General features: G+C 72.7%; 21 protein-coding genes and 1 pseudogene. 11 read left to right on the top strand and 11 right to left on the bottom strand.

From position 1 onward, the window contains the following. Positions 1-124 precede the first annotated feature (124 nt). From U8525_RS12525 to U8525_RS12500, 6 genes and pseudogenes are all read left to right on the top strand, one after another. Positions 125-364 carry a hypothetical protein gene (locus U8525_RS12525; protein WP_374265135.1) on the top strand — a complete coding sequence of 80 codons (240 nt, stop codon included), beginning with the start codon at positions 125-127 and terminating at the stop codon, positions 362-364. Positions 365-387: 23 nt separating this feature from the next. Next, complete coding sequence (locus tag U8525_RS12520; RefSeq protein WP_374265133.1) at positions 388-1,527, top strand: glycosyltransferase; 1,140 nt, start codon at positions 388-390, stop codon at positions 1,525-1,527. Then, a complete protein-coding gene (locus U8525_RS12515) occupies positions 1,524-2,624 on the top strand; it encodes a glycosyltransferase (protein ID WP_374265131.1) in 1,101 nt (366 codons plus the stop codon). Before U8525_RS12520 ends, U8525_RS12515 begins: the two co-directional genes overlap by 4 nt. A gap of 14 nt (positions 2,625-2,638) precedes the next feature. Next, a complete protein-coding gene (locus U8525_RS12510; protein ID WP_374265129.1) occupies positions 2,639-3,331 on the top strand; it encodes a glycosyltransferase in 693 nt (230 codons plus the stop codon). Positions 3,332-3,356: 25 nt separating this feature from the next. Continuing rightward, a pseudogene (locus tag U8525_RS12505) lies at positions 3,357-3,974 on the top strand (nucleotide sugar dehydrogenase); the annotation flags it as partial. Between the two features lie 85 nt (positions 3,975-4,059). Further along, on the top strand, positions 4,060-5,322 hold the full coding sequence (locus U8525_RS12500) for a trans-acting enoyl reductase family protein (RefSeq protein WP_374265127.1): 1,263 nt from the start codon (positions 4,060-4,062) through the stop codon (positions 5,320-5,322). A gap of 16 nt (positions 5,323-5,338) precedes the next feature. Here the strand turns inward: U8525_RS12500 and U8525_RS12495 are convergent, their stop codons facing one another. Then, a complete protein-coding gene (locus U8525_RS12495; RefSeq protein WP_374265125.1) occupies positions 5,339-6,520 on the bottom strand; it encodes a bifunctional methionine sulfoxide reductase B/A protein in 1,182 nt (393 codons plus the stop codon). A gap of 224 nt (positions 6,521-6,744) precedes the next feature. Between U8525_RS12495 and U8525_RS12490 the strand changes: the two genes are divergently transcribed. Continuing rightward, positions 6,745-7,041 (top strand): hypothetical protein, encoded by a 297-nt coding sequence (locus tag U8525_RS12490; protein WP_374265123.1) that lies wholly within the window; start codon positions 6,745-6,747, stop codon positions 7,039-7,041. Between the two features lie 35 nt (positions 7,042-7,076). Here U8525_RS12490 and U8525_RS12485 read toward each other — a convergent pair whose 3' ends face one another. Continuing rightward, positions 7,077-8,579 (bottom strand): FG-GAP-like repeat-containing protein, encoded by a 1,503-nt coding sequence (locus U8525_RS12485; protein WP_374265121.1) that lies wholly within the window; start codon positions 8,577-8,579, stop codon positions 7,077-7,079. A gap of 201 nt (positions 8,580-8,780) precedes the next feature. Here U8525_RS12485 and U8525_RS12480 point away from each other — a divergent pair, with 201 nt between their 5' ends. Together U8525_RS12480 and U8525_RS12475 are read left to right on the top strand one after the other, a co-directional pair. Continuing rightward, a complete protein-coding gene (locus U8525_RS12480) occupies positions 8,781-9,623 on the top strand; it encodes a class I SAM-dependent methyltransferase (RefSeq protein ID WP_374265119.1) in 843 nt (280 codons plus the stop codon). Positions 9,624-9,664: 41 nt separating this feature from the next. After that, complete coding sequence (locus U8525_RS12475) at positions 9,665-9,949, top strand: hypothetical protein (RefSeq protein WP_374265118.1); 285 nt, start codon at positions 9,665-9,667, stop codon at positions 9,947-9,949. A gap of 160 nt (positions 9,950-10,109) precedes the next feature. Here U8525_RS12475 and U8525_RS12470 read toward each other — a convergent pair whose 3' ends face one another. The 7 genes from U8525_RS12470 to U8525_RS12440 form a co-directional block, all read right to left on the bottom strand. Beyond that, on the bottom strand, positions 10,110-11,648 hold the full coding sequence (locus U8525_RS12470) for a hypothetical protein (RefSeq protein WP_374265116.1): 1,539 nt from the start codon (positions 11,646-11,648) through the stop codon (positions 10,110-10,112). Positions 11,649-11,660: 12 nt separating this feature from the next. Next, the gene (locus U8525_RS12465) at positions 11,661-12,320 is read right to left on the bottom strand and encodes a hypothetical protein (protein ID WP_374265114.1); all 660 of its coding nucleotides are present in this window, start codon (positions 12,318-12,320) and stop codon (positions 11,661-11,663) included. Next, positions 12,310-13,731, bottom strand: a complete 1,422-nt coding sequence (locus U8525_RS12460; RefSeq protein ID WP_374265112.1) for a hypothetical protein — start codon at positions 13,729-13,731, stop codon at positions 12,310-12,312. Before U8525_RS12460 ends, U8525_RS12465 begins: the two co-directional genes overlap by 11 nt. 81 nt (positions 13,732-13,812) lie before the next feature. Then, positions 13,813-14,946 carry an AAA family ATPase gene (locus U8525_RS12455; protein ID WP_374265110.1) on the bottom strand — a complete coding sequence of 378 codons (1,134 nt, stop codon included), beginning with the start codon at positions 14,944-14,946 and terminating at the stop codon, positions 13,813-13,815. A gap of 76 nt (positions 14,947-15,022) precedes the next feature. Continuing rightward, complete coding sequence (locus U8525_RS12450) at positions 15,023-15,877, bottom strand: family 16 glycosylhydrolase (protein WP_374265108.1); 855 nt, start codon at positions 15,875-15,877, stop codon at positions 15,023-15,025. Between the two features lie 23 nt (positions 15,878-15,900). Further along, on the bottom strand, positions 15,901-16,647 hold the full coding sequence (locus U8525_RS12445) for a Type 1 glutamine amidotransferase-like domain-containing protein (RefSeq protein ID WP_374265106.1): 747 nt from the start codon (positions 16,645-16,647) through the stop codon (positions 15,901-15,903). 105 nt (positions 16,648-16,752) lie between these two features. Then, complete coding sequence (locus tag U8525_RS12440) at positions 16,753-18,054, bottom strand: MgtC/SapB family protein (RefSeq protein WP_374265104.1); 1,302 nt, start codon at positions 18,052-18,054, stop codon at positions 16,753-16,755. A 359-nt stretch (positions 18,055-18,413) separates the two neighbouring features. Here U8525_RS12440 and U8525_RS12435 point away from each other — a divergent pair, with 359 nt between their 5' ends. After that, positions 18,414-19,763: an MFS transporter gene (locus tag U8525_RS12435; protein WP_374265102.1), complete on the top strand. Its 1,350-nt coding sequence runs from the start codon at positions 18,414-18,416 to the stop codon at positions 19,761-19,763. A 5-nt stretch (positions 19,764-19,768) separates the two neighbouring features. Here the strand turns inward: U8525_RS12435 and U8525_RS12430 are convergent, their stop codons facing one another. Together U8525_RS12430 and U8525_RS12425 are read right to left on the bottom strand one after the other, a co-directional pair. After that, a complete protein-coding gene (locus U8525_RS12430) occupies positions 19,769-21,289 on the bottom strand; it encodes an FHA domain-containing protein (protein WP_374265100.1) in 1,521 nt (506 codons plus the stop codon). 2 nt (positions 21,290-21,291) lie between these two features. Beyond that, positions 21,292-23,574, bottom strand: a complete 2,283-nt coding sequence (locus tag U8525_RS12425) for a thioredoxin domain-containing protein (RefSeq protein WP_374265418.1) — start codon at positions 23,572-23,574, stop codon at positions 21,292-21,294. 279 nt (positions 23,575-23,853) lie between these two features. On the opposite strand from U8525_RS12425, the gene U8525_RS12420 reads away from it, so the two are divergent. Continuing rightward, positions 23,854-24,630: an RNA ligase family protein gene (locus U8525_RS12420; RefSeq protein WP_374265098.1), complete on the top strand. Its 777-nt coding sequence runs from the start codon at positions 23,854-23,856 to the stop codon at positions 24,628-24,630. Positions 24,631-24,645 lie beyond the last annotated feature (15 nt).

Here is a 24,645-nt window from a genome sequence, read left to right as displayed (position 1 = left end):
TATACGAACGATTTCGTAGGTGTCAACGAAGCCTTTCGTACTTCGTGGCAAGGGGCCCGGTGGGGAGGGGTGGCCATGGGGCGCGGGGATGCCCCTGGGGGGTGGTTGCCTTGAAAGGCCACGGGTGCTGCACACCCTGGATGACAGGGGGCGCGCGATGATTGAAGCGGTGAAGCTCTGGAATGAGCCGAACAACAAGTCCCACTGGGACTTCGAGCTCGATAAGGACTGGCGCATCTATTCGCGGCTGGTGCGGCTGGCGGGCGAGGCGGCGCGCGCGCTCACCTTCACGCCCCGCCGGATGGCGGAGGCCTACCTGGAGCTCTACGCGGGCCTCGTCCAGCCCGGGCGCCGCGTGTCCTGACGAACCGAGGAGCCTGTCCACCCATGCGCGTCATCCTCTTCTGCCACTCCCTGCTGTCGGACTGGAACCACGGCAACGCTCACTTCCTGCGCGGAGTGGTGACGGAGCTGGCCGTGCGCGGTCACGCCGTGCGCGTGCTCGAGCCTTCGGACGCGTGGAGCCTCCAGAACCTCCTGGAGGAGCCCCTCGGCCTGGCCGCGCTCGGCGAGCTGCGCGCCATGTACCCGCACGTGCGTCCAGAGCGGTACGCACCCGACGCGCTGGACCTGGAGGCCGTGCTCGACGGCGCGGACCTGGTCCTGGTCCACGAGTGGACGCCGCCGGACCTGGTGCGCCGCATCGGAAGGCACCGCCGCGACGGCGGCCGCTTCCGCCTCCTCTTCCACGACACGCACCACCGGCGCATGAGCTCGCCCGAGGCGATGGCCGCCTCTGACCTGTCCCGGTACGACGGCGTGCTCGCCTTCGGAGACGTGCTCCGGGACCTCTACCTGGAGCGGGGCCAGGCGCAGCGGGCCTGGACCTGGCACGAGGCCGCCGACGTGCGCGTGTTCCATCCGCACCCGCGCAACCGCGAGGTGCGCGACCTGGTGTGGATCGGCAACTGGGGGGACGACGAGCGCACGAAGGAGCTGGAGGCGTTCCTCCTGGAGCCGGTCCACGCGCTGGGGCTGACCGCGCGCGTGCACGGCGTGCGCTACCCGGCCCCCGCCCTGCGCGCCCTCTTCGATGCCGGCATCGAATACGCCGGCTGGCTCCCCAACCACCGCGTGCCCATGGCCTTCTCCCAGGCGCGCGTCACCGTGCACATCCCCCGGCGGCCCTACGCCACCCTGCTGCCTGGCATCCCCACCATCCGCCCCTTCGAGGCGCTGGCGTGCGGCATCCCCCTGGTGTCCGCCCCCTGGGAGGACGCGGAGGGGCTCTTCACCGCGGGCCAGGACTACCTCGTCGCCCGCGACGGAGCCCAGATGCGGCGCCACCTGTCCGCGCTCGTCGCGGACGCGGAGATGCGGCACGCGTTCGCGATGGCCGGCCTGCGCACGGTCCTGTCGCGGCACACGTGCGCCCACCGCGTGGAGGAGCTCCTGGGCATCTGTCAGTCGCTGGGCATGTCCGGCGACGTCCTCCGTCCGCAGTCCTCCGAAAGGGTCTTCGTATGAGCCACGGCCTCCGCATCGCCTTCTTCGGTTCCAGCCTGGTGTCCGCCTACTGGAACGGCGCGGCCACCTACTACCGGGGCCTCATCCGCGCCCTGCACGCGCGCGGCCACCAGGTCACCTTCTACGAACCGGACGCCTACGGCCGGCAGGAGCACCGCGACATCCAGGACCCGGACTGGGCCCGCGTCGTCGTCTACGCCAACAACATGGGCTCGCTGGATGAGTGCCTGGACGACGCCTTCGGCGCGGACGTGGTGGTGAAGGCCAGCGGCGTGGGCGTCTTCGACGCGTACCTGGAGTCGCGCGTGCCGGAGCTGCGCCGCACCGGCACGCAGGTGGTGTTCTGGGACGTGGACGCGCCCGCCACGCTGGAGGTCGTGGCGAAGGACGCCCACCACCGCTTCCGCGCGCTCATCCCGCGCTATGACCACATCCTCACCTACGGCGGCGGCGCGCCGGTGGTGAGCGCGTACCGCGAGCTGGGCGCGAGGCACTGCGTGCCCATCTACAACGCGCTGGATCCGGACACGCACCACCCCGTGCCCCCCGACTGGCGCTTCGCCTGCGACCTGTCCTTCCTGGGCAACCGGCTGCCGGACCGCGAGGCGCGCGTGGAGGCGTTCTTCTTCAAGGCCGCGGAGGCGCTGCCCCGCTCGCGCATGCTCCTGGGGGGCAGCGGCTGGGAGAGCCGCGTCCTGCCCGCCAACATCGTGCGCCTGGGCCACGTCTACACGCAGGACCACAACGCGGTGAACTGCTCGGCGCGCGCGGTGCTCAACATCCACCGCGACAGCATGGCCCGCTTCGGCTTCTCCCCGGCCACGCGCGTGTTCGAGGCCGCGGGCGCCGGCGCCTGCCTCATCACCGACGCCTTCGAGGGCGTCGCGCGGTTCCTGGAGCCCGGCCGCGAGGTGCTGGTGGCCCGCTCCGGCGAAGAGGTCGCCGAGCACCTGCGACGCCTCACCCTGGAGGACGCGAGGCGCATCGGGCAGGCCGCGCTCCGGCGCGTGCTGGCCGAGCACACGTACGCGCACCGCGCGGTGGAGGTGGAGGCGGCGCTGGGGTACCGCGCCCCGTCACGCGGAGGGCCGGCGTGATGGAGCCCCAGCACATGCACATCGTCATCCTGGGGCTGTCCATCACCTCCAGCTGGGGCAACGGCCACGCCACCACCTACCGGGCGCTGGTGCGGGAGCTGGGCTCGCCCGCGGCCCGGCCGCTCTACTGCGGCTGCGACCCGGAGCTGTATGGCCCGCGCGCGGGGACGGCCCGCTGGGACCTGGGCTACCTGGGCACGTACAGCCACGACCGGCAGCCGGTGCTGGAGCGGCTGATGCTGGACGCGGCCCGGCGCTGGCCCGAGGGTCGCTTCGTGGTGGCCGGGCCCCAGTACCCCGGGGACCTCGCCTGGCCGCGCAACGTGGAGCGCGTGCAGCACCTGGCGCCGCCGGAGCACGCGGCCTTCTACACCGCCCAGCGCTTCACGCTGAACGTCACCCGCGCGGACATGGTGCGCGCCGGGCACTCGCCGAGCGTGCGGCTGTTCGAGGCGGCCGCGTGCGGCGTGCCCGTCATCAGCGACGCGTGGGAGGGGCTGGACACCTTCTTCACGCCGGGCGTCGAGCTGCTGGTGTCGCACGACGCGGCGGAGACGCTGCGCTACCTGCGCGAGCTGCCGGAGGCGGAGCGCGAGGCGGTGGGACAGCGGGCCCGGGCGCGGGTGCTCGCCGAGCACACGGCGGCGCACCGCGCGCGGACCCTGGAGCACTACGCGCGCGAGGCCGCGTCCGGCCGGGCGCCCTGAGCGCGGACGAGGAGGAGCGGGAGCCATGAGAAGCGCCGTCATCGGGACGGGCTACGTGGGGCTGGTCGCGGGCACGTGCTTCTCCGAGGCCGGTCACGACGTCACCTGCGTGGACGTGGAGCAGGCGAAGGTGGCGGCGCTGCGCCGCGGGCGGCTGCCCATCTACGAGCCGGGCCTGGAGGAGCTGGTGCGCCGCAACCGCGAGGCCGGCCGGCTGCGCTTCACCACGGACCTGCCGGCGGCGGTGGGGGCCGCGGCGGTGGTGTTCATCGCGGTGGGCACGCCCATGGGCGAGTCCGGGAGCGCCGACCTCCAGCACGTGCTCGTGGCGGCGGAGGCGGTGGGCCGGGCGCTGCGGCACTACACGGTGGTGGCGGACAAGAGCACCGTGCCGGTGGGGACGGCGGACCAGGTCCGGGCGGTCCTCGCGCGGAACACCGCGCACGCCTTCGACGTCGTCTCCAACCCGGAGTTCCTCAAGGAGGGCGCCGCGCTGGAGGACTTCCTCAAGCCGGACCGCGTCGTCATCGGCGTGGACTCCGCGCGGGCCCGCCGCATCATGGGCGAGCTCTACGCGCCCTTCGTGCGCACGGAGAGCCCCCTCCTGTTCATGGACACGCGCGGCGCGGGCTTCACCTACTTCGGCGTCGGCCGGGGCTGAACACCGCGTCCACGGCGGGTGGAATCCCGCTTGCGCGCACATGGAGGCTCCGGCTACGCGCCGCCCCATGGCACATGACAAGAAGGCCGAGTTCGACATCCTCCTGTGGGGCGCCACGGGCTTCACCGGCCGCCTGGTGGCGGAGTACCTCGCGCGCACGCAGGACACCCACCGCGCCAGGTGGGCCCTCGCCGGGCGCGACAAGGCGAAGCTCGACCAGGTCCGCTCGGAGCTGGTGAAGGCGCGGCCGGACCTGGCGGCCCTGCCGGTGGTGCTCGCGGACGCGAAGGACCCGGCCTCGCTGGACGCGATGGTCGCGCGCACGCGCGTCATCATCTCCACCGTGGGCCCCTACGCCCGCTACGGCCACGAGCTGGTCGCCGCGTGCGTCCGCGCCGGCACGGACTACTGCGACCTGACAGGCGAGGTGCAGTTCATGCGCCGGACCATCGACGCCCACGACGCGCGGGCGCGCGAGACGGGCGCCCGCATCGTGCACACCTGCGGCTTCGACTCCATCCCCTCGGACCTGGGCACGCTGATGGTCCAGGACTACATGCGCGAGAAGCACGGCGGCCACTGCGACCAGGTGCGCTTCCACCTGCTGCGCATGCGCGGAGGCTTCAGCGGCGGCACCATCGCCAGCATGATGGACACCCTGGCGGCGGTGAAGGCGGAGCCGTCCCTCAAGAAGGTGCTCACCAGCGCCCACGCGCTGGACCCCGAGCCCTCCCAAGGCACCCAGGAGGAGCGCGACCTGTCCACGGTGAGGAGGAGCCGGGACACGGGCACGTGGACCGGGCCCTTCGTGATGGCGTCCGTCAACACGCGCGTGGTGCGGCGCTCCAACGCGCTCCTGGGCTTCCCGTGGGGCCGCGACTTCTTCTACTCGGAGGTCTCCGACTTCGGCCCCGGGCCCAGGGGCCTGGCGCTCGCCGTGGCCACCACCGCGGGGCTGGGCGGCTTCATGGCCCTGTCCAACGTGGACGTCGCGCGCGAGCTCCTGGAGAAGCACGTGCTGCCCGCGCCGGGCCAGGGCCCGTCCGCCACCGTGCGCGAGCGCGGCCTCTTCGAGGTGCGGCTGCTCGGCGAGGGCCACTCGCCCAAGAGCGGCCAGCGCGTGAAGGTGGAGGGCAAGGTCGCGGCGAAGGGAGACCCGGGCTACGCGGCGACGGCGCGCATGCTGGCGGAGTCCGCGCTGTGCCTCGCCTTCGACCCCCTGCCCAAGCGGGGCGGCGTCCTCACCCCCGCGTCCGCCATGGGCATGGTGCTGGTGGAGCGCCTGCGCCGGGCGGGCATGACCTTCGAGGTCCACGACCGCGCCGCGTGACGGCGCGGCGGGCTCCTCAGTCGCGCAGGTAGTGGCAGGTGTAGCCGCCGGGGTTCTTCACCAGGTAGTCCTGGTGGTAGCCCTCGGCGGGCACCCACGGGCCGGCGGGGACCACCTGCGTGACGACGGGCCGGGGCCACTTGCCGGACCGGTCCACGCGGGCCTTCACCGCCTCCGCCGTCTGTCGCTGGGCTTCCGACAGGTAGAAGATGGCGGAGCGGTACTGCGTGCCCACGTCGTTGCCCTGGCGGTTGAGCGTCGTCGGGTCGTGCATGCGGAAGAACCACTTCTCCAGCAGCGCCTCGTACGTCAGCAGCTTCGGGTTGAAGACGACGCGCACGGCCTCCGCGTGCCCCGTCTCCCCGGTGTGCACGTCCTCGTAGGTGGCGTCCCGCTTCGCGCCGCCCGTGTAGCCGACCTCCGTGTCGATGACGCCCGGGATCTTCCGGAGGATGTCCTCCATGCCCCAGAAGCACCCGCCCGCCAGGTACGCCGTCTCGCGCGGGGCCTCCGTGGGGCCCGGCGCCTTCGCCAGCACGACGGCGCCCGCGGCGGGGGCGAGCGCGCCCGGGGGCTCGCTGGGGGCCGCGCGGCCGAACGTCGGCAGCCACGCGCCGTAGCCCTTCGCGGCCAGCTCGCCCACGGGGATGAAGCGCAGCGACGCGGAGTTGATGCAGTAGCGCAGGCCCGTGGGCTGGGGCCCGTCCTCGAAGACGTGGCCCAGGTGCGAGTCGCCGTCCTTCGAGCGCACCTCCACGCGCTCCATCCCCAGGGTGCTGTCGCGCTTCTCCACCACGTGGGCCTTGTCCAGGGGCCGGGTGAAGCTGGGCCAGCCGGTGCCGGAGTCGAACTTGTCGCGCGAGGAGAACAGCGGCTCGCCGCTGACCACGTCCACGTAGAGCCCCTCCTCGTGGTGGTTCCAGTAGGCGTTGCGGAAGGGCGGCTCGGTGGCCTCGTGCTGCGTCACCTGGTAGGCCAGCGGGGACAGGGTGCGCTTCAGCTCCGCGTCGGACGGCTTCGCGTACGCGCGGCCGCCCCGCGCCGGGGCGGGCGCGGCGGCCTCGGGCTTCGCGCCGGGCGGAGCGCCACGGGCCTCGGTGCACGCGCTCAGCGCGGCGGCCAGCACCAGCACGGCGGGCCACAGCCGGCGGGCCACCGGGCGCCGGGTGGGAGAGGACACGGTTCGGGCGGACGACATGGGTCGCGAAGCCTCCGGGCGCCTTCCAGAAAAAGGGCGCTGTCCCTGGTACGCGGGACCCCCTCGGGCGGTTTCAGCGGGCGTCGCGGAGGCCGGCCGGACGGGCGGGCCTCCCCGGGGACCGGGCAGTGGCCGGCGGAGGCCCGGAGGCGCTACGGTTCCCTCCGAGCACCGGGAGGGAGCCGATGAGCCGGGCACGCGGGCCGCGAGGTCCAATCGGGCGGGTGACGGGCATTTCGCGCGCGGAAGGCGCGAACGTCATCCTTCGCATCCGGGCCCTCCAGAGCGTGGAGGGCGCCGCGCCAGTGGCGGCGCGCGCCGCGCCCCAGCGCTCCTTCGCGGAGGTGATGGAGCGCCACGCGCGGGGGCTGCACAGCTCGGAGCCCCTGCCGTTCCCCGTGGAGCCCAAGCCCCTGCCGCCCCCGGCGCGAGGCCGCGAGGACGAGGAGCTGATGACCGCCGAGCCCGCCCCCGACACCTTCGTCGGGCTCATGTGGTCCAAGCTGAAGCGCTCGCGCTGAGGCGGGCCCGCGCCGCGCTCGGGGCGGGACGGCCCTCACCACGTCGCCGCGAGTCCACCCAGGGACGCGTAGTCCTGGCTGGCGACGTCGTTGGCGGACTGGAGGTCCACCGGGGTGCTGAACGTGCGCCTGGCGGTGATGCGGTAGGACAGGCCCAGGCTGGAGCGCGGCAGCGGCGCGCTGAAGCGCAGGAGGGCGCGGTCGCCCACGGCCAGCGGGCCCACCTCGCACTGGAGCGCGCCGGCGGACACGTGGCAGTCCTGGGTGCTGGCCTGGAGGCCCGGAGGCAGCGCCACGGTGATGACGGCCCGGCTCAGCGGATCCGGCCCGTGCTGGGTGACGGTGAGCGTGTACTCGATGCGCGGCGTGGACGCGCCCTGCCTGGGGACGGCGGTGAGCGTCACCCCCACGTCCGAGGAGGCGGCGGCCCGCAGCACGGACACGTCATTCCCCCGGGTGTTGGCGGTGATGACGTCCGGCTTCAGGTCGCCGTCGAGGATGCCCACCGCCACCGCCGTGGGGCCGTCGCCGGTGGGCAGGCGCGTGGGCGCGCCGAAGGCGCCGTGGCCCCGGCCGGGCAGGAGGGACACGGTGTTGTCGCTGGAGTTCGCGGTGATGAGGTCCAGCGTCCCATCGCCGTTGAAGTCGCCGGGCGCGACGAAGGACGGCGCGTCCCGCACGGGGAAGTCCGCGCGCGCCGGGAACGCGCCGGTGCCGTCGCCGTGCAGCACGGACACGCTCCGGTCCCGGAAGTTCGCGGTGACCAGGTCCAGCGCCCCGTCGCCGTCCACGTCCACCGCCGCGACCGAGTAGGGGGAGTTGCCCGTGGCGAAGTCCCTGCGCGGCTGGAATGTCCCGTCCCCGTTCCCGAGCAGCACCGACACCGTGTCCACGTAGTTCGCGGTGATGAGGTCCGCCTTCCCGTCGTGGTTGACGTCGCCCACCGCCACCGCGAACGGGTTGGTGCCCACGGCCGCGTCCGCCTGGGCGGCGAAGCGGCCCTCGCCCCGGTTGAGCAGCACCGACACGGAGTCCTCGAGCGCGTTGGCCGTCACCACGTCCAGGCGGCCGTCGCCGTCGAAGTCGCCCACGTCCAGCGCGGACGGCTCCGCGCCCACGGAGTGCTCGGTCCGCGCCCCGAACGTCCCGTCGCCGCGCCCCAGGAGCACGGACACCGTGCCCCCGAAGTGGCTGGTGACCGCGTCCAGGTGGCCGTCCCCGTCGAAGTCGCCCACCGCGACGGCGCCGGGCAGGGCGCCGGTGGGCTGCTCCAGGCCGGGCGCGAACGTGCCGTCCCCCCGGTTCCGCAGCACGGAGACGGTGCCCGCCGAGTGGTTGGCCGTGATGACATCCAGGTGCCCGTCCTCGTCGAAGTCCCCCAGGGCCACGGCGCGCGGTCCCTTGCCCGTGGGCGTGGCGCTGGGGGTGTCCAGCAGCGGCCGTGCCGGGGGGGCCACCATGCGCGGCAGGGCCAGGGTCATCAGGCCCGCCACGCTGAACAGCACAACGCTCGCATGGGCCATTCGTGGGTGTCGCATGTCTTCCCCCTCTTCGTCTCCGACCCTGAACCGGCAAGGCCGTATGAACGCGGTTTCCATGACATCCCCGCGCAATGGCGAAGAGGTAAGGAGGGCCGCCGGCTGGGGCCATGCGTCCCCGGGAGCGGGTGGGTGAGGGGCGGTGAACAGGGGGAGTGTCCCGGAGGGGCGGCTTGCGCGCGGGGTAGGCTGCACCGGTCCATGTCCCTTCCTTCCGGAACCCAGGCTTCCTCACGCCAGCCGCTGGTGGTCACCACGTCGGACCGGGTGGACGCGCCGCTCGCACAGCGTGCGCGGAGTGCGGCGGAGGCGGTGGGCGTGCCGTATGTGGAGCGTCACCACAAGCTGCCCCTGAAGAAGCTGCTCACCGACACGGCGGATGCGCTCATCGTCTTCGAGTCCGCGGCGGTGTCGCTGGTGGACGCGGAAGGGACGTTGCGCTTCTCCCCGGGGCTGGCGCACCTGCGGGTGAGGCAGTTGGACGCGGGCGTGACGGAGGATCAGCTCCTGCGCGTCGCGGGTCTGCGCGAAGGGGAGCGCGTGCTGGACTGCACGCTGGGCCTGGGCGCGGACGCGCAGGTGGCGGCGAGGTTGGTGGGGCCGGGAGGGAGTGTCACCGCGCTGGAGAAGAGTCCGGCGCTCTACCTGCTGGTGAGGCACGGGCTTCAGGGGCTCGAGCGTCACCCGGCTGCCTGCGCGGTGGACGTGGTGCACGCGGACGCGGCGGCGTATCTGCGCGCGCTGCCGGATGGCGCGTTCGACGTGGTGCTCTTCGATCCGATGTTCGAGCGCGAGCGCAAGTCCTCCGCCGCGTTCGAAGCGCTGCGCCGCCACGCGGACTACTCGCCGCTGACGCGCGAGACGGTGGACGAGGCCCGGCGCGTGGCCCGCCGCGCGGTGGTGCTGAAGGGGTCGCGCTACTCGAAGGACTTCAAGAAGCTGGGCATCACCCCGGAGCCCGCGAGGCCCAACGCCACGGTGTTGTGGGCCCGACTCCCGGGTTCGGGCAACCCTGGAAATCCTGGTGGCTCCGGGAACGCTTGATAGCGTCCCGGATGGCTGTGACTCACCACCGGGAGCGACACATGAAGACGCTGAAGCGGGGACTGTTGGTGGCGGCCTGTCTGCTGGGGGCCGTGGGCTGCGGTGTGGAGGCGCCCGAGGAGGGCGCTCCGGTGCAGGAGGACACGCAGGAGGTGTCCGCGCAGGCCAGCTGCATCCCCGGCCAGACGCGCACCATCAAGGTGGGCTGCTGCACGCCTACGTTGGAGCGCCGGCAGAATCAGATCTGCACCAACTCGGCGGGCTCCTGGAGCAACTCCGGGTCCAGCTACTGCGGTGGTTCGACCCTGAGCTGCTACGGGAGCTGAGACGACGTCCGGAGTGGGAGGGCACGGCCCTCCAGCGTCGTCAGCCAACCACACGGGACTGACATGGGCGCGCCCGGGTCGACCGTCCGCGTCGCTGACCAGGTAGGTGGCGCCCCCGGGCCCCGGGCTGTGAAAACCAGTCCGGCAGGAGTGGGGCAGCTCAGGCCCGCTTGAAGGCGCTGGCGTCCGGGAGGCCGCTGCCGCTCAGGTCCGCGCCCATGGCGGTGAGGACGCCGGAGAAGATGTCCGGCTCGTTGGACGTCAGCTTGCCCGGCTGGCGCTCGCCAGTGCGCGCGTCGAAGCCGTAGGTGAGGGTGGTGTCCGGGTCCACGCCGCCCAGGACGGTGTTGCCCTTCACCATGGGAGACAGCAGCAGGAAGCCGTTGTTGAGGTCGTGCCCCGAGCCGAACTCCGTGGCGCCGGAGGGCCGCGGGCGCGTGCGGCCGAACTCCGTGGCTACGTAGATGAGCGTGCGGTCCCACATCGACTCGCCGGAGGTCGCGTCGAACGGCTCCGCCTTGAGCAGCGTGATCAGCGAGTCCACCGTGGACAGGATGCGCGCCCACATGAAGGCCTGACCTCCCCGGTGGTCGTTGTGGCTGATGTCGAACGCGAGCGGCGGATTGGCGATGCCATTGGGCCCGCCCACCGCGACGTTGAAGTCCGGCCCCAGCGTCACCGACACGGACACCCGGTACTTGAGCAACAGGAACGCGAGCGCCGCCTGCCCCTGCACCGGGTCGGTGAAGAAGCCGGGGAACACCTCGCGCAGCCGCGCTCCGTCCGGTGAGCTCTCCAGCCCGTACTTCGACAGGGGAATGGAGGGCAGGTCCGGGAGGATGTTGAGCTTCGTGATGAGGTCCATCGCCTCCAGCTTCGGCTGCTGCACGCCGCGCTGCTCGCTCCAGCGCTTCAGCGCGGCGCTGTCCTGGAACGTGCGTCCGAAGATGGACTTCGAATCCAGGGCGTCGCGCGTGCTCCGCGCCAGCGCGATGACGTCCTTCGAGGGCGCCCCGGCGATGCCTCGCGCGCCGTCCAGGCCCAGGGGCCACAGGGACGGGTTGACCACGGGCTCGCCGAAGCAGGACAGGGGCAGGCTGTCGTCGGTGCCGCGCTCGGCGTAGCCGCCGGTGCCCATGTTGACGTTGGGCAGGGGCATGCCGCTCCCCCACTGGAGCGCGACGGCCTCCTGGAGCGTGCGCCCCCGCCACGCGCCGTTGCCCGTGAGCGAGCGCTTCTGCGCGATGCCGTGGTTCACGGACGTGCCCACGGAGGTGGCCACCAGCATCTCGCTGGCGTGCTTCTTCACGAACGCCAGTTGGTCGGTGTTGACCGGGATGTTGATGCTGCCCAGGCGCGTGTTGCTGTACTTCACCGCGCGGAAGGGGCTGTCCGCCACGGACTGCACCTGCGCGTCCGGGAAGGTGTTGAGCGCGGCGGCGTTGGCGGACTCGGACTGGCGCACCGCGAGGAAGCTGTCCACGATGGACGCGCCCCCCGCCGCGCCAATGACGATGAGGAACTTCGGCTTGCCGTCGAGCGGGTCGCGCTCCTGGCCCAGCTTCTCCCGGGACGCGGGCGTCTGGAGGGAGTCGCGGCAGCCGGAGAGGAGGGGGGCCAGCGTGGTGCCCGCGGCGCAGAGCGACAGCGCCCGCAGCAGCTCCCGGCGCGACAGCCGGCCCGTGGTCTTGAGGGTCATGGGTGGGGTTCCTCAGTAGAAGACGGCTTCGGCGGAAGAGAAGACGGCGAGACACGCGGCCTGCATCCAGGCGACGCCCGGCGTGGTGGCGCCCGTGGCCTGCACTTCGGCGGCGAGGCGCACCAGCGTGTCGCGCTCGTCCACGGTCGGGTCGCGCAGCCACGCGCGGCGCACCAGGGAGGTCACCGCCGCGGCGACGGCGGGGCTCGCGGCGTCCACCAGCCTGCCGTCCGAGCTGAGGGCCACGTCCTTGAACACCACTGCGGTGGCGGGCGCGTTCACGTCCAGCGCGATGCGCGCGTTGCAGGCGGAGAGCACGGTGCGCTCGACGGCGATGGGGGTGGTGGCGCCCGTCGTGGAGGCGGTCTCGTAGACGCTGTGCTGGTAGGGGTCCACGCCGCCCAGCGCCACGCCGTGCACGCTCTGGCAGGGGTACTGGCCCAGCTCGTTGCACACGGAGGCCGCGGGCAACTCCAGCGCCTGGGCCAGGTCGAGCGACAGGCGCTCGGGGCCCTTGAAGCGCAGGTTGCCCTTCTGGGACTTCGCGACGCCGCCGTCCCACGCGGGCGTCACGCCGGCGTCCGCGCCCGGTCCCAGGTCGACGGCGACGGGGAGCTTCTCGGAGCAGCCCGTGAGCAGCAGACAGGTCAGCAGCAGGCGTTCAGGGCGCACCGTAGGCCTCCGTGCGGATGAGGTCGTGAAGCATCTTCTGCACGCGGTACGCGTGCGTCGTGCGGAAGGCCTGCCAGGTGCGGATGAACTCCGCGTTCTCCTCCGGCAGCGGCGCGTGGCCGACGAGCAGCTTCCAGTAGTCCGTGACGGTGGAGATGGCGAAGGCGTCGCTGTTGGCGGCGACCTGCGCCCACTCCATGAGGGTGTTCACCGGCTGGCCCAGGATGACGCCCTGCTCGGGCGTGTCCTTCAGCGTGGCCACTTCGTTGGGGAACAGCAGCTCCAGCCGGTTGGGGATGTAGCGGTTGGGCAGTCCGCCCAGGCCGTTGTAGTTGCGGTACGGGTACGACAGCGGATCCAACGTCGCGTGGCACGCGGCGCACTGGGCCGCCTGGACGCCCTTGGCGTCGTAGTCACGCGGCTCGCTGGGGACGCTGTGCAGGCCCTCCTGCTTCGCGATGTCCAGGCCCAGGTACGCACGGTACATCTGCGACGCGGCGTTGCGCGGCAGCGCGGTGAACATGACGAACGAGGTCAGCGTCCACGCGCTCGTCATGTTGCCGGCGCGGCGCGAGGCCTCCACGAACTGCGAGGACAGGCTGCTGGTGGCGGTGTACGTCGTGGGGCCCGTGCCCGAGCGCTTCACGTAGAAGCTGGCGGTGAGGACGTCGCGGGCGTCGTGGTCATCCGTCTGGGACCAGGCGAAGAGGGCGTAGTCGTCGTAGTAGTCCGCCAGCGGGATGATGCCCGCGTCCTCGCCGGACTTGATGGAGCCGACGGGGCGGATCTTCGGGTGCGCGACCTTCCAGAGCTGCCCGTGCTTCCCGCGCCAGAAGTCGGACTGGAGGCAGCGGTCCAGCTCCTGGTCGATGAAGGGGCGCTGCTGCTCGCTGCTCAGCGCGACGAAGCTGGCCAGCTGGGCGTAGGTGGGGGACGTGCCGCAGAAGTCGCTGAGCATGCGGCGGTACGCGAAGCGCGGGTCGTACTGGCAGACCCTGAACTGGGGGTTCTCTCCGCCGCCGCAGACGCCGCTGGGCGGGACGCTGGTGGCGTCGCCGGGGAGCGAGCCCTGCTCGATCTCGAACTGGTTGGGGGCGCCGTCGCCGTCGGCGTCCTCGCTGGCGGTGGCGCGCAGCGCGGCGGAGAGGGCCGCGGCGAAGTCCGCCTCGGACAGGGGGCGCGGCTTGCCGGGGGCGAGGTGCGGCTCCAGCGCGGCGCCGTAGCCGTTCCGCTGGGGCGGGGCCACGTGGCAGTAGGTGCACGCGGGCTGGGTGCCCTGGCACGCGGGCGCGGTGGGATATTCCGCGCAGAAGGCGCCGGGGCCGGTGGGCATGGCCACGGCGGGGAGCGCGAATCCCAGCAGCAGCCCGAGCAGCGGCCATCGGCTCGGAGAGGGAGGGAGAGGGGGCACACGGGCTCCGGGAACGGGTGCTGTACGGACACACCAACCCGGAGAAACAGAAAGGGTTTCAGGAATTCGTGGGCACCCGGCTCACCACGGCCGCCGCTCCATGAAGTGGCGGGCCTGGGAGGTGGGGGCGAGGAAGGACACGGGCGCACCCGCGACGCGCTCCAGCTCCTCCAGGTGGTGGCGGGCCGCGTCGGTGAGCTGGTCGAAGCGCCGTGCGTTCCAGTTGCTCCGGGTCAGGTCCCCCGCGAGCACCACGGCCAGGTCCGTGGGGGCGTTGAGGGTGGCCGCGTCACGCAGCCGCACCCAGTCGAGCGCGGGGCCCTCCGTGCGGCACACCATGACGGTCCGCCGCACCCGGCCCGGGGCGATGCCCGCCGCCACGAGGCAGCCGCCCGCCGTCGTCCCGGCGCCCTCGACGAGCACGCGATGGCCCCGGGCGAAGGCGTCCTCCAGCTCCGCGCGTGAGGGCTTCGGGGCTGGCTCCCGAAGCAGCACGTCGTAGTGGGGCGCGAGCTGTGCCGTGAGGGGCCGCACGTGCTCATCACCGTGCGGCCCCGGGATGACGAGGTCCACCTGTCGTTCGTCAGGTCGGCCATACAGCCCGAGCCGACTGGCCACCCGCACGAGCACCGCCTCGGGCGGAGTCCCCACCGTGTCCACCACGAGGTCCGCCAGCGCGGCCAGCTCATGAACCGCGCGCTCCGCGGGATGCGCCCAGGACTCCTCGAACGTGCCTTGCCTCGCGTCCACTGCGCGCGGAGGCGGCTCCGTGGGAGGGAGCCCGACCTCCGTGAAGGTGCCCGGCTCCGCGTCCTCGTACCGCGAGCGCCGCTCCGCGTCGCGGAGGGCCTGCGCTGGCTCGGTTGCCTCCAGATGGAGGTGAACGACGCGAAGCCCCGGGCTTGAGCGCAGTCCATGCAGCTGCACCCCGCTGCTCGCGGCATCCACGACGATGCGGGGCTGCTGGCCCAGGGCGATCGAGCCGGAGGCCTGAAGCGCTGCGAGCACTCCGTCCGCCAGCCAGCGCCCGCCCGTCTCGCGGTCCAGCGTGAGGCTCCGGTCCTGGCGCGACCTTCGTGAGCCTTCACCGCCCTGCCTCCGCAGCAGGTCCCGCGAGCGGAGATGCAGCGCGCCGAACCGCCGCGCGAGCCCCTGCGCGAGGGTCGTCTTCCCCGCGCCGATGGGCCCCGACACCACCACCACCGTGACCGCCATGGCTCGTTCCTCCCGGAGGAGGAGCACCCTAGGAACCCAGGCACGGCGCGGACCATCCCCCGTAAGAGGGATGGCGTCAGCGCTTCTCGGAGACGCGCACCCAGTCCACCTCCATGGTCTGCGGCGCGTCGCGCACCAGGTCCACCGTGGCCTGCGGCACGCCGAAGTACGGCTCCTGCGTCCGGTTGACGCCCTCCGGGTAGCCGCCGCCCACCGCGAAGTTGAAGATGATGAAGAGCGGCTTGTTGTAGGCCCACGCGCCGTGACGCTCCACCTCCTCGCGCGTCGCCGTCTTCACGCGCTCCCCGTCGATGTACCAGTGGATGGCCTCCGGGGACGTCTCCACCCGGTACTCGTGCCAGTCGCTCACCGGCGTGCGCGGATGGAAGCGGCCGTTGATGGGCGTGTCGCCGCTGTAGCCCGGTCCATGCAACGCGACGGACACCCAGTCGCCGTAGCCGACGTTCTCCATGATGTCGAGCTCCCCACACGCCGGCCACCCCGCCGTGTGGAGGTCGCCGCCCAGCATCCAGAACGCCGGCCAGAGCCCCACGCCCACGGGCAGCTTGATGCGCGCCTCGACGCGGGCGTGGGTGAACTCCCGCTTGCCCGCGCTCTCCACCCGGCCCGACGTGAACGGATACCCGTTGGCCGTCCGCAGCCGCGCCGTGAGCTTCAACGTGCCGCCGCTCACCGACACGTTGTCCGGCGACGCCGTGTACTGCTGCTGCTCGTTGTTCACGTGCACGTCGGTCTGGATGCGCCAGTTGCTCGCGTCCACCTCCGTGCCGTTGAACTCGTCGCTCCACACCTGGACCCAGCCGCCGTCCCCGCTGGCCCCCGGCTCCGCGCGCTTCGGCGCCCCCGCGCACGCCGTCAGCCCCACGGCCAGCGCCCACACCGCCACCGTCCTGCCCGCTGTCGTCGCCATCGTCGTTCCTCGCCAAGGCGGCGCTACTGGAGCGTCCGCCGGTCCACCCGCGCTTCGGGGGCCTCACCCCGGTACGGCGTGGGCGGAGGCAGCAGCAGCGATTCGTGCAGCCGCCCTTCCACGTCCACGGTCACGTCCACCACGGGCTGCCGCACGGGCTCCACGCTGCCGTCCTCGTGCAGCAGCACGCCGCCCCCCTGCGGGATGCCCAGCCCCCGCGTGGGCAGGCCCATGTTCCGGAGGGCGAGCTTGAGGCCGGGCCACTCGGGCGGCTCGTGCACGCCGATGAGGTAGGGCGCGAGCCCCAGCACGGGGAAGGGCTCGTCCTCGCCGGGCAGGTCGTCGCGCCACGCGCCCAGGCCCAGGTGCATGGCCCCCGCGGACACGCCCATCAGCACGGAACCGGCCTGATGCCGCTCGCGCAGGAGCGCGTCCACGCCGTGCGCCTGGAACGCGTCCCAGCCCACGCGTGGGTCGCCGCCCGCGAGGAGGATGACGTCGGCGTCCTTCAGCCACGCGAGGTCCTCGCGGGACGGAGCGGCCGGGATGCTCCGGCAGCGCGTGAGCCCGATGCCCTCCATGGCCGCGACGAAGATGTCGTAGAACTCTGGCACGTCGCCGTTGGACGCGCCCAGGTACGCGGCCCGCACCGGCGGCACGCGCAGCTCCGCGCCGGTGAGCACGCGCACGTAGTCCAGGAAGGGGCGCCCCTCCATGCGCCAGAACAGCGGAGCGCTGTCAGCCAGCAGGAGGAGGGGCGGGAGCGGCATGCCCGGCAGCCTACCGCCACTGGCAGGCGCGCACCCAGCCCCCGCCGCCGCGGGCGCCCGCGCGGCCCCGGGAAGGGGCGGCGGTGCCCGCCGCGACGCCCGGGTTCAGGCGGAGTGGAGGAGGGTCTCGAAGACCATCAGGTTGAGCCCCACGCCCACCAGCCCCACCACCGCCACGGCCAGCAGCGCGGTGGACACGCGGCGCCGGAAGGACGCCTCCTGCGCCATGCTCCGGATGAGCGGGATGTTCACCACGATGCTGGTGAGGCTGGAGAGGATGACGCCGTTGACGCCCGTGACCGCGGAGATCTCGTGGTGGCTGATGAGCGTGGCGGCGGAGGCGATGGAGGACGCGCTCGACAGGAGGCCCCCCAGGATGCTGACGAAGTAGAAGCTCGCGGACCCGAAGTTGCGCTGCGCCAGCGCGCCCGCGACGTTGAGCGCCAGGAACACGCCGCCGAACTTGAGGGCCGCCATCAGGCGGAAGGGCGACTCCAGTGCCAGCTGGGGGGTGCCCTCCGTGGGCGCGTGCGCGGGGGAGCGGCGCCACAGCACCGCGCTCACCAGCAGCATCAGGGTGAACGGGATGGCGCAGTGCACGGCGGCCTGCGAGGCGAAGATGAGGACGATGAGGCCGTTTCGCAGCAGCATCGCGCCGGTGGCCAGGAGGATGCCCCGGTAGGCCGAGGGCAGGAGCGGCGCGCCCACCTCCTTCAGGCGCGTGGCCAGCTCCACGATGACCTTGCGGCTGTTCACCAGCCCGCCGAAGAACGCGGTGACCTCCATGCCCTTGGGCCCCAGCGTCTTCAGGAGCATGTAGTTCACGAAGCCCACCGCCGCGATGATGATGACGCTGGCCCAGTTGGACTGGGGCTCGATGAGGCCCCACGGGTCCACCGGTTGCGCGGGCAGGATGGGGAAGACGACGAACGTCAGCACCGCGAGCAGGATGGCGGAGCGCAGCTCCTTGTCGGACAGGCCGCCCACGAAGCCCGCGATGGACTGCTTCCAGGCGAGCAGCGCCGCCGTCAGCACGCCCACGACGATGGGCGTGAACGTGTGGCCCATGCCGCACAGGATGCCGCAGAAGGCCACCACCATCAGCGCGGTGGAGGTGGTGAGCGCCAGGCGCCGGTGGAGCAGGAGCTCCCGGCCGTTCATCAGCAGCACCAGCAGCGTGACGAAGCCCGCCGCCACCAGCGCGAAGGCCTGGCCGGTGAGCCCGCCCAGGCAGCCCATCAGCGCCGTGAGCGCGAAGGTGCGCACGCCCGTCTTGCGGCTGTGCTCGCGCTCCAGGCCGATGAAGAGGCCAATGGCGATGGCCAGCCCCACCCGGGTCAGCACGGGCACCACGGGCCAGTGCGACGCCTGGGCGATGAGGGAGGGCAGCTCGGCGGGTGAATCCATGGGGCGCTCCAGTCTGGCTTCACGGCCAGCGAAGACGTCTGGCCGCGCGCCCCGGTGCTTGCTGGAGCGACCTTTCCTCATGTCGGAGACGGTGGCTCCTGTCAACGCGTCCACCCAGGGGAGGCCCGCGAGGTGTTCGCGGGCTTTGGGCGCTCGTCGGCGTCCGCGTGGATTTCCAGGAAGCGCGCCGGGCGTGGGACGTGGATGCCGCCGTGGCGCTCGATTGCGCTCGTCGGTGTCCAACTGGACGCGGTGGACGCGCCGGTGGGGCGCCTCGTCCCCGGTGCCGTCCGCTGCCTGACGTCCCGTGGGGCCCGCCGGGTGCGCGGCGCGAGGGCCTCCGGGAAAGTCGCGGCATCGTGACTCCTCCACAGCGGCTGGTCCTGGGAATCGCCGTGCTCGCCTCGCTCGTCACGTTCCTCGACGGGGCGATCATCAACGTCGCGTTGCCGGCGATGGTGCGGGACCTGGGCGGAGGGCTCGCGCTCCAGCAGTGGGTGGTGGACGCCTACCTCATCACGCTGGGCTCGCTGATGCTGGCCGCGGGCTCGCTGTCGGATGCGTTCGGGCGCAAGCGCATCCTGCGGCTGGGCCTGCTGGGCTTCGGGGCCACGTCGCTCCTGTGCGCGGTGGCGCCGACGGGCGCGGTGCTCATCCTCGCCCGCGCGCTGCAAGGGGCGACGGGCGCGCTCCTGGTGCCGGGCTCGCTGGCGCTCATCCTGTCCTTCTTCTCCGGCCCCGAGCAGGCGAAGGCCATTGGCGCCTGGACCGGCTGGACGGGCGGCGCGTTCATCGCGGGGCCGCTGGTCGGTGGCCTGCTGGTGGACACGGTGGGGTGGCGCTGGATCTTCGCCATCAACGTGCTGCCCATCGCGTTGACGCTGACGCTGCTCGCGCGCATGGAGGAGCCCGCCCGTCCGGAGGGGGGGCGCATCGACATCCCAGGCGCCGCGCTGGCGTGCCTGGGATTGGGCGGGACGGTCTACGCGCTGATTGAGCAGGGGAGCGTGGGCTGGACGCATCCCTCGGTGCTGGCGTCGCTGGGCGTGGGCGTGCCGGCGTTCCTCGCGTTCCTCTGGCAGGAGCGGCGCTCGTCGCACCCGATGATGCCCCTGGGGCTCTTCCGGGCGCGGAACTTCTGGGTGGGCAACCTGGCCACGGCGTTCATCTATGGGGCGCTGGCGCTGAGCGAGTTCGTCATCACGCTGTTCCTCCAGCAGGTGGGAGGCTTTCGCGCGACGACGGCGGGGCTGTCGCTGATGCCGACGACGATCCTCATGTTGCTGCTGTCGTCGGTGTTCGGCGGGCTCGCGGGCCGGCTCGGTCCGCGCCTGTTCATGACGGTGGGGCCGTGTGTCGCGGGCGCCGGGTTCCTGCTCATGCTGCGCGCGCGGACGCCGGTGGACTTCTGGACGCAGATGCTGCCGGGCGTGCTGGTGTTCGGGCTGGGGCTGACGACGACGGTGGCGCCGTTGACGGCGGCGGTGCTCGGCTCCGTCCACAAGGAGCAGGCGGGCATCGGCTCGGCCATCAACAACGCCATCGCCCGGGTCGCGGGGCTCGTCGCCATCGCGTTCACCGGGCTCATCGTGGGGCCGCGACTGGACGTCGCGGGCTTCCACCGGGTGATGGTCGTCACCGCCGCGCTGCTGGTGCTGGGCGGAGTCATCTCCGCCCTGGGCATCCTCAATCCGCCGCGGGAGCCCTGAGCGCCTCAGTCTTCCGAGGGCTGGAGGGAGAAGTACACGGCCTCGGTCCCCAGGTTGAAGGTGTCCCCGTCCGCGATCCGCTGACGCTTGATGCGCTTGTGGTTGATCCAGGTCCCGTTGGACGAGTTCAGGTCCTCGATGAAGTAGTCGTTGCCCTCGCGCACGACGATGGCGTGCTCGCGGGAGACCCTGCCGGACTTCACGACGAGGCTGCACTGCGGGCCGCGCCCCAGGGTGAAGCGCTCCACGTCCACCCGCGTGGAGGGGCCGTCCGGGCTCAGGCGCACGAAGAGGTCCATGCGCGCGGGGGGCTTGGGGGCGGGCGCGGCCTTGCGGCCCTTGTTGGACTCCGCGGGCGTGTCCTCGGGAGCGGTGGACCGGAGCACTCGGCCCCGCCTGCGGACGGCGGAGGCCTTCGAGGCCGGAGGCGCCACGAAGGGCAGGTCCTGCTCCTCGGCTGCGTCGTCGGAGCGCGACTCCTGCTCCTCGGAGCCCGCGTCCTGCGCCTCGTCGCTGGCGGACGCGGCGGCCTTCTCGTCGCCCGCTTCGGACGCCGCGGCGCGCGCAGCGTCTTCGCCGGCGCCCGCCGCCTCCTCACCCGTCTTGGGCTCTTCGGGCTCCGAGTCGTCGTCTTCTTCGGAGCCGGGGAGCTCCTCGGAGCCGATCGCCGCCGCGATGTCGGCAGCGTCCGCGTCGTCCACGTCCTCCGAACCCGGATCCGCGGAGGCGGCCGCTTCTTCGCGGTTCGAGCCCTCACCCGACGCTTCGTCCTCACCCGTCCCGACGTCGGCGGATGCGTCGTCCGCCGCGCTGGAGGCACCTTCGTCCGCCTCTTCTTCGTCGGAGTCGCCGTCAGCCGCCTCGTCGTCCGAAGACGCGTCAGCCGCCTCGTCGTCAGCCGCCTCGTCGTCCGAAGACGCGTCAGCCGCCTCGTCCTCATCCGACGCTTCGTCGTCAGCCGCCTCGTCGTCCGAAGACGCGGCCGCCGCTTCGTCCTCATCCGACGCTTCGTCGCCGGCCTCCTCGCCCTCATCGGAGGACGCATCACCGGCCTCCTCACCCTCATCGGAAGACGCGTCGTCGTCGGAGTCCTCCTCGTCCGACTCCTCCTCGTCATCGGACGCGACCGGCACGTCGCGGGGCTGCACGACCGCATCCACCGAGGTGAGGACCTCCTGCATGCGGGCTCGCGCCTGGGCGGCCTCGTCCACGCGGGCTCGGGCCTTCACGGGCTCGGACGCGGCCACGGCCGGCGCGCCCCCCTTCACGGGTGCGACCGGGGTGGGGGGCACGGCCGGACGGGCGCTGGGCTCCGGAGGCCGGGGCGCTGGTGTCCGCACGGGCTCGCCCGCGCCCGTCACACCGAGCGCCACGGGCGTCGGCGCCACATATCCGTTCTGCCGCGCGAGCATGAACAGGGCCTGCGCCACCAGGGCGTCCCGGTCCACGCCCAGGTCGTGGCTCATCTGCTCCAGCGCCCGCCACAGGGGCTCCGCGACCTCGATGGTTTCACGAATCCGATTCATGACTAGCTGCCCCTCAGATTGCTCTGCCACGGAGAGACGTGATCCGGGTCATTGAGCCAATAGAACATCGCCTGCGTCTCCGCGTACTGCCGCTCCGCGATGGACACCAGGTTCGGGTGCAGGTCGCCCAGCGCGACGCCCTCGAACAGGAAGCCCTGGCCGGGCTTCGTCGCGCTGGCGTCTCCCCGGAACTTGCGGTCCCGGCTCTGCCACAGCCGCTGCGAGGCCTGTCCCACCGCCTGCCCGTAGTCCGCGGGCGGCGCGACGCGCGCGGGCATGCGGAACGTCGTCTCCCCGCACGACCACAGCAGCCACGACAGCGCGCTCCAGTCCCCGCGCAACATCAGCGTCAGGTCCGCGAGCCCCAGCTCCAGGTCGACCGTCTCGTCGACCTCCACCTGCTCGTCCTCGTCCGACTCCAGTTCGTGCTGCTTCAGCTCCACCGGCCCCTCGCCCAGGAGGCCCGACAGGTCCGGCGGCAGCCAGGACACCGAGGCGCCGGGCTTGAACCGCTGAAGGAGCGCGCCGCGGATCGCCTGGAGCCGCGTGGCGTACTTGCGCACCACCTGCTGGATGGCCTCCAGGGGCTGCGCGGGCTTCTCCGGGAGGCCGTCATAGGTGCAGCGCGGCGGCTCCTGGCCCGCCCAGAAGTCGAACCGGGGGAACAGCGCCCGCGCGTACGTGGCGAGGAACGTGGAGGTGTCCGGCTCCACCTCCGCGAGCCCCTCCGCGTCCTTCCGCACCTGCTCCGCCACGCCCAGGTTCAACAGGATGAGGCCGCGGGTGAACAGGTACGCCTCGCGCTCCGGCGCGAGCAGCATCGCCGCGTGCAGGAAGTCCAGCGCCGCGCGAGGCCGATCCGTCTGGTCCAGCAGCACCGCGTAGGCCCGCAGCAGCGTGGCGGCCTCTCCGCCGCGCATGAGCGCGTCCGCCATGGGCGCCCACGCCTGGCCTGCCTCCTCCACCACCTCGTCCGCGACCGCGCGCGCGGAGTCCTGCGTCCGAGGCAGCGTCAGCTCCTCCAGGCCCTCCTTCAGCGGCTGGACGTCCAGGGACGTGGCGCACGCGCGCGCCGTGGCCAGCAGGGCCTCGCGGTAGCGCCGGTCCGCGCGGGCCTCCTTCGCCAGCTCGCGCCAGCCCTCCGCGCTCCGGGCGAGGTTGGAGAACACCGGCGAGCGCGCCAGCGTCCGCTCATCCATCGCCCGGCCCAGGTCGCGCGTGAGCAGCACCGCGCGCTGGGCGTCCAGCAGGGACCACGTGTCACACGCGAGGTCGCCCTCCGCCCGGCCCACCTCGAAGTGGACGCGGAAGTCCGCGTAGGCGCCCTCCGCCCGCGACTCGTAGCGCCCGTGGCGCAGGCCGTCCGCGAACTCGGCCTCCCAGAGGAGCTGGCCCTGCGCGTCCCAGAAGCGGGTGAGGCCGTGGCGCTCGCCGTCCGCGTTGAGCGTCACCTTCGCCCACTGGTCCAGGTCCTCGCGCAGCTCGGCGTCCTCCGGCAGGTGGGCCGGGCGGGTGGGGTAGGGCTCGCCGGTGGAGGGCACCACGCGCTGGCCCTCGCCGTCGTAGTGCAGCACCTGCCGCACGGTGCCGTGCGCGTAGTGCATCACCGTCCGGCGCACGCGCTGGCTCACGCCGCCTTCGTGCATGCGCTCGGTGGTGAAGTGCTCGGAGGCCGTCCAGGTGCGCGGGCCGTGGAGCTGGCCCTGCTCGAAGGTGCCTTCCTGGGACACCGAGCCGTCCTCATGGAAGCGCTTGAAGGGGCCGTGCGGCGTGCCCTGCTTCATGACGCACTCGTTGCAGAGGGTGCCGTCGGCGCGCCAGTACCGCCACGTGCCGTGGGGCCGGCCCTGGGAGTCCTTCGGGCCGAAGGACCACTCCGCGTCGCCGTCGTCCCAGGTGGCGCCCTCGGGGACGCCGGAGGGGCGCCGGCCCGCCTCGGTCTGCTCGCGGTTGGCGGCGCGGCGCTTCTCCTCCGCGACGTCCACGGCCCGCAGCGCGCCCAGGAGCCGGTCCAGCGCTTCGGGGGACAGCGCCTCGGAGACGCGGTGGACCTCCAGTCCGTCCTTGAACGCGACGAGCGTGGGGAAGGTATCGATGTCCAGCGGCTCGGCCACCGCCTCGTGCGCCTCCGCGTCGAGCCGCGCGAAGCGGATGTCCGTGAACCGCGCGGCCGCCTCGGCGAAGACGGGGGCGAACGCATGGCAGGGCTCACACCACGGCGCCCAGAAGTCCACGACGCACATGCCGGGCTTCCGGGTGACTGCCTCGTAATCCTCCGGGGTCAACTCGACCGGGACGCCTGCCAACGGGGACTCCTGCTCAGGGGGAGGGCAGATAAGAGGGGCGGAGGGGACGCGCGTCAACCCGCGCGTCACGGGGAAGCAGGCTCCCGTCGGGGCCGGGCGGGGGGCGGGCGCGCGACGTCGGAGCTGGCGGACCTCCTCTTCGCCGCCGCCGACTCCGCCTCACGGCGACCCGGGCGTCAGGCCCCGGAGAGCCCCTGCGTCGCGCGAGCCTCCCGGGGGCTTCTGCTACGGTCGCCCCTCCTACCCCGAGGCCGCGCCATGACGTTCTCCGTTCGCACCGCCAACCTGCGCACGCTCAACTCGCTGACGAAGTACCCGTCCATCCCCACGTACCACACGCTGGGCGACAAGGGCCGGCTGGCCGAGCCCGCCATCGCGTTCGATGGGCCCGTGGTCGGCACGGAGAAGGTGGACGGCACCAACGCGCGCATCGTGTTCCTGCCGGATGGCACGTACCTGCTGGGCAGCCGCGAGGAGTTCCTCTACGCGAGCGGGGACCTCATCGGGAACCCGGCCCTGGGCATCGTGGAGCACCTGCGCCCGGTGGCGGACGCCCTGCTCGAGAAGCGGCTCGACGCGGGCGGCATCACCGTCGTCTTCGGCGAGGTGTACGGCGGAAACGTCACCGCCCACAGCAAGCAGTACACGGCCGAGAAGCGCGTGGGCTACCGCGTCTTCGACGTGGTGCGCCTCACCGACCCCGAGCCCCCCCTCACCTGGTCCGCGGAGCGGATCGCCGGCTGGCGCGAGTCCGGCGGCCAGCCCTTCGTGACCGAGGACGCGCTCCAGGCCTTCGCCCGCGAGCACGGGCTGGAGACCACGCCGCGCATCCTCGAGCAGGACGGCGCCGCGCTCCCCAAGGACCTGGAGGGCGCGTTCGCCTGGCTGCGCGAGCACGCGCCCGCGACCCGGTGCGCGCTGGACGCCGGGGCCGGCAAGCATCCGGAGGGAGTCGTGGTGCGCACCCGCGACCGGCGCACCATCGCGAAGCTGCGCTACGAGGACTACGAGCGCACCCTGCGCGGGAGGCGCTGAAGTCGAGGAGGCGGC

Origin of the sequence: Corallococcus sp. RDP092CA (assembly GCF_041903675.1) — a bacterium.
Classification (GTDB): domain Bacteria; phylum Myxococcota; class Myxococcia; order Myxococcales; family Myxococcaceae; genus Corallococcus.
Note: the sequence above shows the minus strand (reverse complement) of the source record. Positions and strands in the feature narration are given on the sequence as shown.